Source organism: Armatimonadota bacterium, from assembly GCA_028871815.1.
Taxonomy (GTDB): domain Bacteria; phylum Armatimonadota; class Chthonomonadetes; order Chthonomonadales; family Chthonomonadaceae; genus REEB205.
In genome coordinates this window covers 246803-260311 of the sequence record JAGWMJ010000003.1, presented here as the reverse complement: position 1 = coordinate 260311, position 13509 = coordinate 246803, and the positions used below count along the sequence as shown (strand labels likewise).

11 protein-coding genes, 1 tRNA gene and 1 rRNA gene are annotated in these 13509 nt (G+C 61.7%); 9 read left to right on the top strand and 4 right to left on the bottom strand.

Annotated features, from left to right (window positions below; genetic code table 11):
* Positions 1–31: 31 nt before the first annotated feature.
* The gene (locus KGJ62_05590) at positions 32–1456 is read left to right on the top strand and encodes a TolC family protein (GenBank protein ID MDE2126043.1); all 1425 of its coding nucleotides are present in this window, start codon (positions 32–34) and stop codon (positions 1454–1456) included.
* 73 nt (positions 1457–1529) lie between these two features.
* Positions 1530–1605: transfer RNA gene (locus KGJ62_05585), tRNA-Lys, on the top strand.
* 241 nt (positions 1606–1846) lie between these two features.
* On the opposite strand, the gene KGJ62_05580 is transcribed toward KGJ62_05585, so the two are convergent.
* The 3 genes from KGJ62_05580 to KGJ62_05570 are packed head-to-tail and all read right to left on the bottom strand — an operon-like array spanning position 1847 to position 2573.
* Positions 1847–2083, bottom strand: coding sequence for a hypothetical protein (locus tag KGJ62_05580; protein ID MDE2126042.1), 237 nt, complete (start codon positions 2081–2083; stop codon positions 1847–1849).
* 12 nt (positions 2084–2095) lie between these two features.
* Positions 2096–2413, bottom strand: a complete 318-nt coding sequence (locus KGJ62_05575) for a hypothetical protein (protein MDE2126041.1) — start codon at positions 2411–2413, stop codon at positions 2096–2098.
* Between the two features lie 16 nt (positions 2414–2429).
* A complete protein-coding gene (locus KGJ62_05570; GenBank protein ID MDE2126040.1) occupies positions 2430–2573 on the bottom strand; it encodes a hypothetical protein in 144 nt (47 codons plus the stop codon).
* 506 nt (positions 2574–3079) lie between these two features.
* On the opposite strand from KGJ62_05570, the gene KGJ62_05565 reads away from it, so the two are divergent.
* The 5 genes from KGJ62_05565 (at position 3080) to KGJ62_05545 (ending at position 8238) form a co-directional block, all read left to right on the top strand.
* A complete protein-coding gene (locus KGJ62_05565; GenBank protein ID MDE2126039.1) occupies positions 3080–3706 on the top strand; it encodes a hypothetical protein in 627 nt (208 codons plus the stop codon).
* Between the two features lie 268 nt (positions 3707–3974).
* A complete protein-coding gene (locus tag KGJ62_05560; protein ID MDE2126038.1) occupies positions 3975–5651 on the top strand; it encodes a DUF2961 domain-containing protein in 1677 nt (558 codons plus the stop codon).
* Positions 5652–5666: 15 nt separating this feature from the next.
* Positions 5667–6035, top strand: a complete 369-nt coding sequence (locus tag KGJ62_05555) for an MmcQ/YjbR family DNA-binding protein (protein MDE2126037.1) — start codon at positions 5667–5669, stop codon at positions 6033–6035.
* Positions 6036–6130: 95 nt separating this feature from the next.
* The gene (locus KGJ62_05550; GenBank protein MDE2126036.1) at positions 6131–6907 is read left to right on the top strand and encodes a hypothetical protein; all 777 of its coding nucleotides are present in this window, start codon (positions 6131–6133) and stop codon (positions 6905–6907) included.
* Between the two features lie 26 nt (positions 6908–6933).
* Positions 6934–8238: a hypothetical protein gene (locus KGJ62_05545; protein MDE2126035.1), complete on the top strand. Its 1305-nt coding sequence runs from the start codon at positions 6934–6936 to the stop codon at positions 8236–8238.
* A 9-nt stretch (positions 8239–8247) separates the two neighbouring features.
* Here the strand turns inward: KGJ62_05545 and KGJ62_05540 are convergent, their stop codons facing one another.
* Positions 8248–10434: a PAS domain S-box protein gene (locus KGJ62_05540; GenBank protein ID MDE2126034.1), complete on the bottom strand. Its 2187-nt coding sequence runs from the start codon at positions 10432–10434 to the stop codon at positions 8248–8250.
* A gap of 443 nt (positions 10435–10877) precedes the next feature.
* Between KGJ62_05540 and pth the strand changes: the two genes are divergently transcribed.
* Together pth and KGJ62_05530 are read left to right on the top strand one after the other, a co-directional pair.
* Positions 10878–11447: an aminoacyl-tRNA hydrolase gene (gene pth, locus KGJ62_05535; protein ID MDE2126033.1), complete on the top strand. Its 570-nt coding sequence runs from the start codon at positions 10878–10880 to the stop codon at positions 11445–11447.
* A 320-nt stretch (positions 11448–11767) separates the two neighbouring features.
* A 16S ribosomal RNA gene (locus KGJ62_05530) occupies positions 11768–13300 on the top strand.
* Positions 13301–13509 lie beyond the last annotated feature (209 nt).

Here is a 13509-nt window from a genome sequence, read left to right as displayed (position 1 = left end):
ACCACACCGTCGTGAGGAACTCTTTCCAAGCATGATCGAACCCCATCGAAGCCTTCACCTAGTACGCATCGCAGCCGCAGTCCAGGCGGCAGTGCTCCTTTCGGCGCCGGCCGTCAGCCAAACGCCGACCACCCAACCCGGCTCGCATCCCGCGCCGACCTCACTCTCGCTGAGCGCGGCGATAAGCACGGCGCTGAGCAACAGCAAGCAGTTGAAACAGGCCGAGATCGCCGCCGCAAAATCCGGAGCGGGGATTGCAGCCGCACAGGCGGGATTCTATCCGCAGCTGAGCCTCAACGCGTCGCAAACGCATCTCGGTGTTCCCGTTATCGGTCGTTTCGCGCTGCCGGGCGCGGCGCCGCTGGCCATAACCCTGTCACGGCAGGACCAGACGCAGGCCGGCCTGGCCGTGATCTGGCCGATCGACGTGGCGGGTCTGGTACGGGCACGGGTGCAATCCTCCCAGCTGCAGCAGCTGGATGCGCGCCTCGAGATCAACCGCGTAAGGAATGTGGTGACGGCCTCCGTGCGCAGCGCCTACCTTTCCATGCTGCGGGCACAGGCGTCGCGCGCGGTCACGCTCGCCGCGCGGCAGAACGCCCAGACGCGACTGGCAACCGCCCAGAAGTTCCGCGGAGCCGGTGTTGGAACGCAGTTCGATGTGCTGCGCGCGCAGACCGATGTCGCAAACGCCCAACAGGCCGATCTTGCCGCGCAAAACGGCATCAACCTGGCCGAATCGGTGCTGGATAATGCGTTGGGACTGGATACCAACACGCCCCTTACGCTCGCCCAGGCGGCAGCGCTTCCGAAAGCGCCGGCGAGCTTTGACACGGCTCTATCCACGGCGTACCGGCTGCGCCCGGAGCCGGCGCAGGCCGATACGCAGATTGCGCTGGCAAAGCGTGGAGTGCAGCTCGCCCGCGCCTCACTGGCTCCGCAGGTCAGCCTCGGTTATACGTTTGAATACACGCCGGAATCGGCCGGCCTCGCGCCGCAGGATACCGAGCAGGCGATTGTGGCTCAGATCAGCCTTCCGGTTTTTGATGGCTGGGAGGCGCGCAGCAAGGCCCGCGAGGCTCATGACGATGTTCAGGCCGCCACAACGGCCAAAGCCTCCGTAATGGACACGATCGCGCTGCAGGTGAAGGAGGCATGGTTGACCTTCCGAAACGCCGCCGATCGGCTTGCCGTGACGCATGCGGCGCTCGTAGAGGCGCAGGATCAGTACCGTCTTGCGCAGGTCCGGTTTCAGAGCGGCATCACCAACACGCCCAACCAGTCACCGCTTCTGGAAGTCAGTGATGCCCAATCGGCGCTTACGCAGGCACAGACCAACGATGTGACGGCTCATTACGATCGGGATACCGCGTTGGCGCAGCTGCTGGCCGCCGAAGGCGCCGATGCCTGGCCGGGCGGTGAGCGCGCGCCAGCCGCGCCTGGCGCAGCGCCTTGACGCTCGATGTTTGCACGCTTCGCGCCTGAGGTATACTCACCGTCGGGCCGCTCCACGTGTTATGAGCTTGCCCGGGTCGTTAGCTCAGCTGGCAGAGCAGCTGACTCTTAATCAGCGGGCCCAGGGTTCGAGTCCCTGACGACCCACCAGGTGTTAGGTTCAAAATCCCGCTTTCGAGCGGGATTTTCGGTTTGTGTAAGACGATGCAGGAGGGGTCATCCTTCGAGGTACAGCCGGAGCATCCAGGGGCCTTGATCACGGGAAGTTCGAGAATCGCAACCAGAGTGTTGATTGTGGTAGCAGATAAAAAACGCGATCACTCCAATCCACAGCGAGGCCCGGATGGCCGCGCTGTGCCCTCGCCGTCCTCCGGCCGCCCCGGTTTCGGGTCTAACTCGCCCAGACTGCGAGTTGATCCAGGAAGGCGAGGCCCGGATAGGTGTGTCGATTGGGATGGGCGGTGCGGTAGTAGCAATCCCAATAACTGGTCGCCTTTCTCCGCAGCAGGCGCATCACGCCTCGATTCTCCCGGACGAATTCTACGTATGCCTCAGCGTCTAACAGCGGCAGCGAGGCCATGATGTCGTCGATGATCTCAACGACATAATCTCCCGCAAGAAGCACCACGAAAGGGATCGATCAGGGTTCGTTCAGGGTCAGGATATGCTGCAAGGCGGCCTGCCGTTCGTATCCGTCAGTACTTCGTGTGCGGAGGCATTGCACTGTCGGCAGCAGCGCAAGCTCTTGTCCCAGTTCTGCCTCACTAAGTCCGATGAAGTGGACGCGCCTTGGGATACGGATCGTGTTGTTGCAGACATCCATCTTAATGGAGTGTTGGCGAAAGTTCTGATCCACGAACGGCAAAAGCAGGTTCGCGGCTTCGGTAGCCGATGGCCGCCTATCCCGAGGAAACGCGGCCACCACGGCCTTCAAGAAGATGGGCGCGGAGAACTTCATGGCGCAACCATCTTACCTACTGCGCCACCGGTGGAAATCGTCCGGCCAACGCCGCTCGCTCCAGATCGGCCGGAATCGAGCAAACCACGGGCGAGCTAAAGGGCGATGGTGGTGACATCGTGCTCATCACCACCGGGCGTGGTCCACCAATCCGACGCATTTAAGCCCTCCGTTCCCTGGAGGGCTTAGCTGCCTCTTCGTGACTACGGGCCGCCGGCGCCGGTAGTCTGATAAGACTGATTTGAATAGCCCGCCGGCTGGTGACTGCACTCTCTTACGACGAGGATTACTAAACCCACCACCGCGAAGATAATCAGCCGGATTACAAGGACGCGTCCGAGTCTCGCGAAAAACATCATAGAACTCCTGGTTCGATAGCACCTCGAGCCCACGGATACAACACGGTGCAATTACCCATAGCCGCCATCGATTCCTGTGCCAATGTACCGTGCGAACAAATCCCAATGATGCGTGTTTAAACGCGGCCATCGCTGGTAGGTCTCAACCGGACCTGCCGTGCGTGGGCAGGAACCAACGGAAACCACCGAGCGTCAATACACGGGTGTTGTCCGATGAAAACAGTATGCCGAGGCGCTTGTGACAGGCGCCGGCACAAAGCGTGGCGGCGCGGTTCGGTTACGAGCGCGGGCAGAAATGGGGAGCGATATGAACAGAACAACCAGGCACATGGTCTACGTCGGCGCCTTCGCGGCAGCGATGACTTTCATTATCCTGTCGGTCGCCGGCGCGCAGCCAAATCGGGGTACGGCTGTTGTATATCCCATCGTTTTCAGTCGCAACAGCGGCGCTCACGGCTCTCGCGTTGTCGCGGTACGCTCGGTGGATGAGATGATGCAGCGTGGCGGCTTCACGCTCGTATCCCGCACGCGGGCCGCCGAGGCGTGGCGGCGCCTTGGGATGCCGCGGCCGACCTCGGCGCATCCTGCGACATTGAGGGAGCTTACCAGGCTGGGCCGGGCGGTTGGCGCCCGGTATGTTGTGGCGCCTGCCTTTAACTTTCACTCTCGCAGTATGTGGGTCGATCTCGGTCCGCGAACGGTCTCCACGGCGATTATCAATATTGTGATCGCCAACGCTTCCACCGGGCGCTTTGCGTACGTGCGCAAGGGCGTTACCGGGCGGAGCGACGAAAAGTTCAACGCCGTCAAGGCTGGCGCCGATCTGCTCTTCACACCGCTGGTTACCGCCGTAAGCGGCGGACCGAAGACCCCTCACGAGGAGCGTGCCGTCCAGATCGCCGTTGTCCGGGCGATGCGAGGCTTTGTGCGCTAGGCCCGCCGCCCGGCCAGGCCGTTGAGTTGGGAGTTACATTCCCGGCGCATCCGAGAAGTCTGGTGCGCCGGGAATGTTTTGATTCACGGTTAATAGCTGACTAGGCCGGCGCGTCGGGCGGGCAACCTCCGAGGCTGTAGATTATTGAGGCGTCGTCGGAGCGTGGACCTCACCCACCGCCCACTCGCCGCGCGCAGGGATGGCCGCCGGCGGCGCCGAATTGTCATGCACTTCTCTCGGCGTTTTACTTTCGGCGCGGCGACCCACCATGACCCTTTTTAACGATCTTCTCGGCCAGCTTGCCGCGCCCTCATCGGGCCGCAACCGGCGTATCTCCAGCAACGAACAGCCGAATTGGAACGACGGCAATTTCGACATGACGCGCCTCGCGCCGGGCGAGGTTTTCGAATTTCCCATTCTCAATGGGCCGGGCATGATCACCCATATATGGATGACGAGCCACTCCGGCGGCATGAACGAACTGAATGCGATAACGCTCCGCATCTATTGGGATGGAGCCGCGGAGCCGAGTGTGGAGGCGCCGCTTGCCGACTTCTTCGCCGTGGGGCAGGGTACGCCCGCTTCGGTGGAGAGCGTGCCGGTCCAGGTGTCGCCAAGCGGCAGCCTCACCTGCTACTGGCGGATGCCGTTCGAGAAATCGGCAAGAATCGTGATCTCCAACGATAATCCGGATCGGTCGTCGGGCCTTTACTGGCAGGTGGATTGGGTGGAACTACCGGAGCTGCCGCCCGGCACGCCGCGCTTCCATGCGCGTTATCGTCAGGAGTATCCTGCCGTTATGGGGCGCGACTACCTGCTGGCCGATATCGAGGGAGCCGGGCAATACGTGGGGACGGTGCTCTCGGTGACTCTGGCCCAGGATGGCTGGTTTGGCGAGGGAGATGACTTCTTCTATATTGATGGCGAGGAGGTGCCGAGCCTCCAGGGCACCGGTACGGAAGACTACTTCAACGATGCCTGGGGCTTCCGGCCGCGCACGGGCGCCTGGTTTGGCCAACCGCGTTGGCAGGGTTGGTCTGCAGGCGACAGCGGCGTCTGTTACCGATGGCATGTTCTGGATCCGGTCCACTTCACAAAGTCTCTGAAGGTGACGATCGAGCACAAGGGGAACCGGGAGGATCCCGAAGAAGCGTGGTACATCGAGCGGCCCGATTTCTACTCCAGCGTGGCATTCTGGTACCAGACCGGCCCGGCGCGCAGCTTTGGCGGAGTGCCGTCCTGGGCCGAACGCAGGGTCCCCTGGGAGAGCCACCACCTGGTGCGATCGTGGAGCGGGGCTGTCGCTAGCGGTGAAGAAGGGCCGACCGTGGAGACGGCCGGCTTCTTTGGCGGACGCCCGTCGTTACGCTGGCAGCCGGTACAGCCTGGTGAGAGGCTGGAACTGCCGTTTCATGTTGCCCAGGGAGGCCGCTGCGCGGTGCGCCTCACAGCCTTCACGGCGCCGTCGGGAGGCCGCTGGGAGGCAGTTATCACCGGCGCACATCCGTCACCGGTGATGGAACTTAACCTTAACTCCGAGGAGGAGGGCGAGGTCGATCTACTCCTGGGCACGATGGAACTGGCGCCCGGCGACCACACGGTCGCATTTACGGCATTGGGCAGCGCGAGCGGTTCGCTGCAGGTGGAGGAGATACGGTGGCTGAGGCTGCCGCCGGAGGCCGTTCGCGAACATCGCGGTGAAAACGAGGCGCACTTTGTACGCCTTGCGATCGGACGGGCGGTGTACGCGTACCGTCTTGCATATAACAGCCTTCCGAGCTCCCTTCCCGCCCTGATCGCCAGCGGCATTCTGGGTGACCGGTATACGGTGGACGAAAATGGCGCGCCGCTGACATCGCGCCTGGAGGACGACCGCTTCATGGTGGAGAGCACAGCGCCCGGCGGATGGACCCACAGCTGGCGTGGTCTGGATGCCCGGCGGTAACGGCGTCCGGCGGTGATGATTGACAAGGATGAAACGCGGGCCAGGCTAGCGCGTACGTGTGAGTTACTGCCGGAGGCCGACGTTGTCCCAGGTCAGCATATCACCTACCGCGTGCGCGGCAAAACGTTTGCGTGGCTGTGCGATAATCACCATAACGACGGCAAGTACGCTCTATGGCTCAAAGCGGCGCCCGGTGAACAGCAATTGCTCGTCGCCGCCGATCCTGCCGTGTTCTTTGTTCCGCCCTACGTGGGTCCCAACGGCTGGGTTGGCGTAAGGCTGGATGTTGGCGAAACCGATTGGGAGGAGGTGGCGGCCCTGATGAGAAGCAGCTACCGTTTGTTGGCTCCGAAGCGGCTCGCGGCACAGGTACCGGGCGAGTAACGCTTCGATCCCACGGCAGGAACCGCAGCCCGCTGCCGCGAATCTGCGGGCGAGCGGGCAAGACAACGCCCGGCTGGCCGGACCGAGGTATCTTCGTGAAGTCCAGGTTTCATCGTGGGTTGGCAGCCGCGGCGCTGGTGGCGCTGTTCGCATGCGCGTTTGGCCTGCGCGCCGCCGCTGACGGACCGCCGTTTGTTACGGACGACCCCGAGCCGGTCAGCCTCCACCATTGGGAGGCGTATGTTTCGATGATGTACCAGCACGGACCGCCTGGGAGTTTCGGAACGCTGCCTCACATCGAGATCAATAACGGTGTGGCTCCGAACACCCAGCTACACATTATTCTGCCTATGGCGTTCGCACAGGCGCCCTCCGCGCCCATGGCCTGGGGTTACGGAGATACCGAAGTTGGCGTGAAGTACCGCTTCATGCAGGAAGGCCGCCGGCGCCCAATGGCGGGCATCTTTCCATTGGTGGAGGTCCCCACCGGGAACCAGGTCCGCGGATTAGGGAGCGGCCACCTGCAGATATATCTGCCGATCTGGTTCCAGAAAAGCTGGGGCGCCTGGACCAGTTACGGCGGCGGCGGATACTGGATCAATCCCGGTGCGGGAAATCGCAACTGGTGGTTTGGCGGCTGGCTCTTGCAGAAGGATCTGAATCGACGCCTTACGCTTGGCGGTGAGCTGTTTGCTTCAACATCCAGCGGGACCGGACAGCAGTCGCAATTCGATTTCAATCTTGGCGGCCAGTACAACTTTGATGACGGCCATCACCTTCTCTTCTCTGCGGGGCGCAGCATCCGCGGCAGCGCCGACCTGATGGCCTATGTCGGTTTCCAATGGACATTCGGTCCACACAGTCGGCAGTAGGACCGCGCAGAAGCATGGAGGCCACCATGAACATGGATAAGCCTGCTGGATCGGTGAATCGCTGGCTGGCGGTGCTGCTGCCCGGCATCGCCATGTCGCTGGGGTGGGGGCTTCGCGGCCAGTACGGCGGACCGCGGGGCGCGATGGTGCCCGGCGCGCTGGTTGCCATGGCACTGGCGCTTGCCTCGCGCCGCCGGTACGGGGCAACGCAGTTCTGGGCGATTGCCGCCGCCGGGGCGCTGGGATTTGGTATCGGCGGCGAAGAGACCTATATGCAGACGGTTGCAGTCGCCACGCATCCCGGGTCGATGCTGTGGGGCTGCCTCGGTATTCTCATCAAGGGCGCCGAGTGGGGCGGGCTCGGTGGGCTGTTTATCGGGATGTCGTTGAGCAGCCGCAAGTACAAGATGCGAGAACTCCTGCTGGGCTTCAACCTGGCGCTGATTCTCGGGATGATTCTGTACCATTTCATCAATGAGCCGAAACTGATCTACTTCAGCGGCCACGCGGGCAGCCGGCCGCGCGACGAAGGCTGGGCGGGTATCAGCTGCGTGTTTGTAGTACTGCTGGCGCTGGCAGCTCGCTGCCGAGATCAAGTTACCGTAAGGCTTGGCGTGTTTGGCGCCATCGGCGGAGGCGCCGGCTTCTTGATTGGGGTGCTGGCCTACAACTTTGGTCAGGCGCACCTGGGCACGCTGACCTCGGGATGGTGGGACTGGTGGAAAGTCGCGGAGTGCGGCTTCGGCTTGATCGCCGGCATCGTACTGGGCTGGGCCTGGTGGAGCTGCCCGCAGGAGGAGATCGCCGCTCCCGAAGTGGAGCAGGATCACACCACGCCGGTCGCCTGGCTGATGGTTCTGCTGATGCTCGATCTGCTGGTGTTCTATATGGTGACCGACGGCATGGATAACCTGCCAGGGTTTATCGGCGCCGCGCCCTTCATATTCACCGCGCCATTTCTGTTACTGATCTCGTACCGGCGGCGTGCTTTGACCCTGGCAATTGGCGCCGTGATGCCGATAGTGCTTACCATCTGGAACGTAAAGAGCTACTGGGTGAAGGAGCACCACCTGCTCAGCGCCGGCGTGGGATCGGCGGTGCTGTTGGCGGCAGCAATTGCCGCCGCGGTCCACGTTGCCGCAACCTGCCGGCGCCCGGCAGCGCTTTTTGTGGTCGTGGCGGCATGGACGACCGCGCTGGCGTGGCTGAAGATGGGCATTCCCGCCCCCGGGTCGTGGGGAACCTACCTGGTGGTGCAGGGCATATTCACCGTTATGCTTGCAGCGCTGGTGGCAGGCTATCGAGTCAAAAACCTGACCACGCAGAGCTAGACGGTTTGACTACGCTACCTGAAGCTCCGCCGGTACCACCGGTGATTTCGGCAGCGTGATCTGGAAAACCGCTCCACTGCCGGGAGACGCCACCACATCCACGGCGCCGTTGTGGCGCTCCACAATGCGCTTTACCGTGGCCAGGCCCAGGCCGCTACCGTCAAAGCCGCCATGATGAACCAGCTTGAACGGCTCGAACGCCTCCGACGCCTTGGCGCTTTCAAAGCCAATTCCATTGTCGCGCACAACGATAACGTCCATATCGTCGCGCGTCTGCAGCGACTGCACTTCGATGATTGCGGGGTTGGAATCGCGACTGAACTTCCATGCGTTTCCGATCAGGTTGGTCAATGCCACGGTGAGCATCTCCTCATCGGCATACGCCTCGATGTTGGGCTGGACGTGAAACTCCACACGGCGTTCCGGCTCGGCGAGCTGCAGTTGGCTCAGGAGCGAGCGTGCGATGCCGCTCACATCCACAACCCGCGGCTGAATAGGCGCCCGTGCGGCAAAAGAGAGCCGGTACAATCCGTCGACCAGTTCGCCCAGGAGCCCGCCTGCACGATCAATGCGCTTGACGATGCTGATCACCTCGTCGGGCAGTACGTCACCAAAATCGGCGCAAAGGGCATGTGCATAGCCACGAACCCAACGCACCGGCGCGCGCAGATCGTGCGCTGTCGCATCAATAAACACACTGAGCTCGGCGTTCGCGGCTTCAAGTTCCCGGGTGCGTGATGCGACGCGCTGCTCCAGCGTTCGGTTGAGCTCCTCCATCGCCGCCTGTGCCCTGGCGGTTTCGCTTCGGTCAATTGCCAACACCAGAACCGCCTGCCGTCCTGCGTGTACCATCTTATCCGACCAGATCTCCACGTGGAAGACCTCACCGTTCTTGCGTCGGTGCCTGCAGAACTCGGAGGCTCGAAAGCCGGCCGGCTCTTCGCGGGCCATCCTGGCGAACTGTTCGGCAACTTCGGAGGGCCACAGGTTGTTGACGTGCATCGCGAGGAACTCGTCGCGAGAGTATCCGTATTGGCGGATCGCTGCGTCGTTGACCTCCAGAAACGCCATCGTTTCGCGGTCGTACGCCCACATCGGTGTTGGGTTCCTCTCGAACATGGCCCGGTACCGCTCTTCGGAGCGGCGCAGAGCCAGCTCCGCGAGGCCACGTTCGCTGCAGTCACGGAAACACAGGATCACGCCGCTGGGCTTTCCGTCCTCATCGCGAATTGGCGCGCCGCTATTGTCGATGGGTATCCGGTTTCCCGTTCTTGTGTGCAGAACCGTGTGGTTGCAGACGCCGATCACCGTTCCTGCGCGCTGGATACGGTCAAATGCCGACTCAGCCGGAAGGTTGTTCTGATCATCCGTTGCTACAAAAACGTCCGTAATGGAGCGGCCGGCTGCTTCCTCCATGCTCCATCCGGTCAGACGTTCGGCGGCGGCATTCATCAGCGTGACGCGGCCGGAAGCATCTGCGGCTATAACGGCATCACCGATGCTCCGAAGCATCGCCTCGGCGCGCAGTTCCAGGGCAGCCAGGTTGGCGATCGCCCGCACTTCACGTCGCCGACTGCCCATCAACCGAATCGAGGCGGCGGTAAACATCAGGACCGTCAGCAGGGTTACGGCGAGCGCTATGGCGCCGGCCACACGGATCTGCAGGCCGGCGGCTGTGGACTGGTCCGAAATTGAATTCTGCAGATAGTCGCGCGCAGCTGTCACTTGCGACCGGAGCGCATCCATCGTCCCGTTGTCCGCGCCGCCATTCACCACGGCCGCCGCGGCCGCGCGGTCGCCGGATCGGCTGATCTGTATGGTCTGGTGGAGCTCCCGCAGCCGATCCGCAGCGAGACCGCTGATGGCCGCGGTCAAGCGCGCGAAGCTCCGGTCGCCGCGCACGAGCAGCCGAACCCTCTGAAGCTGTCGCTCGACCTGGCTTACACTGTCGTAGTAGGCATTAAGGAATATCGGCCTGCCCGTCAGCAGGTACCCGCGTTCGCCCTTCTCGGCGTCATCCACCGCTGAAGTGACTTGCTGAAGCGCGTCGCGCGCTGAGCTGGTGGCGCGCATCTCGTCCCTCAGCCGATCGGCATGGCGGATGCTGCTCCAGGTCGCCAGGGAGAAAACGGCCGCCGCAGCGCTGGCAAGAAGCAGCTGCAGCGCGGCGGAGCGGCCCGCTCGGTAGGGGATCATCGCACGCAACGGTGTTCCGTTTCCAGTACTGAATTCATTGGGCATCTCCCACCGGTCACTCACGATTAGTGCCAGATATCGCGCCGTTGTGCCATCGGCATAGTTGCCTCGGCATGATTTCGTTCATCAAAGGCCGTGTCCAATCTCGCAAGCGGCTCCGGTTCGCGTCCGGCGTGCGGTCTTTACCGCGGTTTTGCTCGCTCGGCCATGCCTTGAGTCCCGCCGTCCGGTTCGGCGCCGGGCTCGACGGATTCCGCTCGCCGATATCGGCTGTTGCTCTCGATGATTCCGGGCTCCGCGCTTAGCGCATCTCCATCCGGTGGCCGCCATCTGGCCGGCGGGTACCATGTTTCGCGTGGCGCCGCTATCGCTTCAACCCCGCAATGCCATCCATCTTTCAACGATTCCAAAAGGCGCCGGTCCCCTCCGCCGATGCGACGCCACTGTTCCTGGTGGTCGGTCTCGGCAATCCGGGGCGGGAATATGCCGGCACGCGTCACAACGTCGGCTTTCAGGTGATCGAGCAGCTTGCCGCGCGGCACGGCATTGCGGTGGCGCGCCGCCAGTTTCAGGGCGCTGTCGGCGTTGGACGGATCGGTGACGCCCGGGTGGTTCTACTGCGGCCCCTTACATTTATGAACCTCTCCGGAACCAGCGTGGCTGCAGCCGTGCGGTACCACCACGTGGAGCTCAGCCATATTGTTGTGGTGATGGACGACGTGAACTTGCCGCTCGGCAAGCTGCGGCTCCGAAGCCAGGGCTCTGCCGGCGGGCACAACGGGCTTCAGAATGTGATGGAGCGACTCGATACGCAAAGTGTGCCGCGGATCCGCATCGGCGTAGGGGGCAGCCGGTCGGCGGACCTGGTTCAGCACGTGCTCTCCCGGTTCCGCAAAGAAGAGCAGGCAGAGATGGACATAGCGTGTGAGCTGGCTGCCGACGCCGTGGAGTTTGCGATTCAGCATGGCTTTGAGCTGGCTATGACCCGGTTCAATCCCGGCCGGGGGGCGTGAAGCAACGCCGCTAGCGGCCCGCCATGTCGGCTCCCGGAGGGTTCGCGGCAAACTATTTTCGGATTTTCTCAAAGAAAGTGGCTCAAGGCATTGACATAGCCGTTTCCATCCGGTATCCTCTTCTCTTGCCGGTGGGGCGGTCACAGTACCTCCAGCGGTTTGATCGAACTTTGAAAAGTCACGTTTGACGCTTTGTGTGGACTCTGTTCAACGACAGAATCTGCAAATATAAGTAACTTCAAAAAACCGAGCGGGGATCCAAACGTACGATAGCGATTCGCGATGTGGCGCCACGGCGCCGTATCGTGTTTCACGATAATCTATTGGAGAGTTTGATCCTGGCTCAGGACGAACGCTTGCGGCGTGCCTAAGAAATGCAAGTCGAGCGGGATTATATTCCAACGCAAGGCGGAGTGTAATCTAGCGGCGAACGGTCGCGTAACGCGTAGGCAACCTGCCTGAAAGACCGGGACAACAGTTCGAAAGAGCTGCTAATACCGGATGTGTCCACGGTGGCTCATGCCACTGTGAATAAATCGAGCAATCGGCTTTCAGATGGGCCTGCGTCCTATCAGCTTGATGGTGGGGTAACGGCCTACCATGGCTTCGACGGGTAGCTGGTCTGAGAGGATGGTCAGCCGGACTGGGACTGAGATACGGCCCAGACTCCTACGGGGGGCAGCAATTAGGAATCTTGCGCAATGGGCGAAAGCCTGACGCAGCGACGCCGCGTGAGGGATGAAGTTTTTCGGAATGTAAACCTCTTTTATGTGGAAAGAAACAAATGACGGTACCACATGAATAAGCCCCGGCTAACTACGTGCCAGCAGCCGCGGTAATACGTGGGGGGCGAGCGTTGTCCGAAGTTACTGGGCGTAAAGCGCGCGTAGGCGGGTTGCCAAGTCTGCTGTGAAAGCCCGGAGCTCAACTCCGGAGGGTCGGTGGATACTGGCAGTCTTGAAGGTGCAAGGGGGAGATGGAATTACCGGTGTAGCGGTGAAATGCGTAGATATCGGTAGGAACACCACTGGCGAAGGCGGTCTCCTGGGGCACTCTTGACGCTGAGGCGCGAAAGCTGGGGGAGCGAACGGGATTAGATACCCCGGTAGTCCCAGCCCTAAACGATGGATACTAGGTGTCAGGGGTATCGACTCCTCTGGCGCCGCAGCTAACGCATTAAGTATCCCGCCTGGGGAGTACGGCCGCAAGGTTGAAACTCAAAGGAATTGACGGGGGCCCGCACAAGCGGTGGAGCATGTTGTTTAATACGTCAATAACCGTAGAACCTTACCAGGGTTTGACATCCTCTGACATGCCATGAAAGTGGCCTTCTCCGCAAGGAGACAGAGAGACAGGTGTTGCATGGCTGTCGTCAGCTCGTGTCGTGAGATGTTGGGTTAAGTCCCGCAACGAGCGCAACCCTCATCCCATTTTGCCAGCGGGTAATGCCGGGAACTATTGGGAAACTGCCGGGGTAACTCGGAGGAAGGTGAGGACGAGGTCAAGTCAGCATGGCCCTTACGCCCTGGGCTACAAACATGCTACAATGGACGGTACACAAAGGGATCCGAAGCCGTGAGGTGGAGGCAATCTCAAAAATCCGTTCTCAGTTCGGATCGCAGGCTGCAACTCGCCTGCGTGAAGTCGGAATCGCTAGTAACCGCAGGTCAGCGAAACTGCGGTGAATACGTTCCCGGGCCTTGTACACACCGCCCGTCACGTCACCTGAGTTGTCTGCACCCGAAGTCGGTGGGGTAACCGCAAGGAGCCAGCCGCCGAAGGTGTGGGGAGCGAGGGGGACGAAGTCGTAACAAGGTAGCCGTATCGGAAGGTGCGGCTGGATCACCTCCTTTCTAAAGGACTGTCTCACCAAACAGTCCGGGGGATCAGCGCCGGCAGCAATGCAGGCGCCCCCGGGCAAATATACGGTGAACAGCACAAGGTCGATATCTTCGTTCGGTGTTACTTATCGAACAGAATCTCGAAGGGGGCAGAGTCCACACAAGCCGTTAAGCGTGACGTTTCAGAGTAGTGCGCAGATCGACAAGGGCCGACCAGGGCT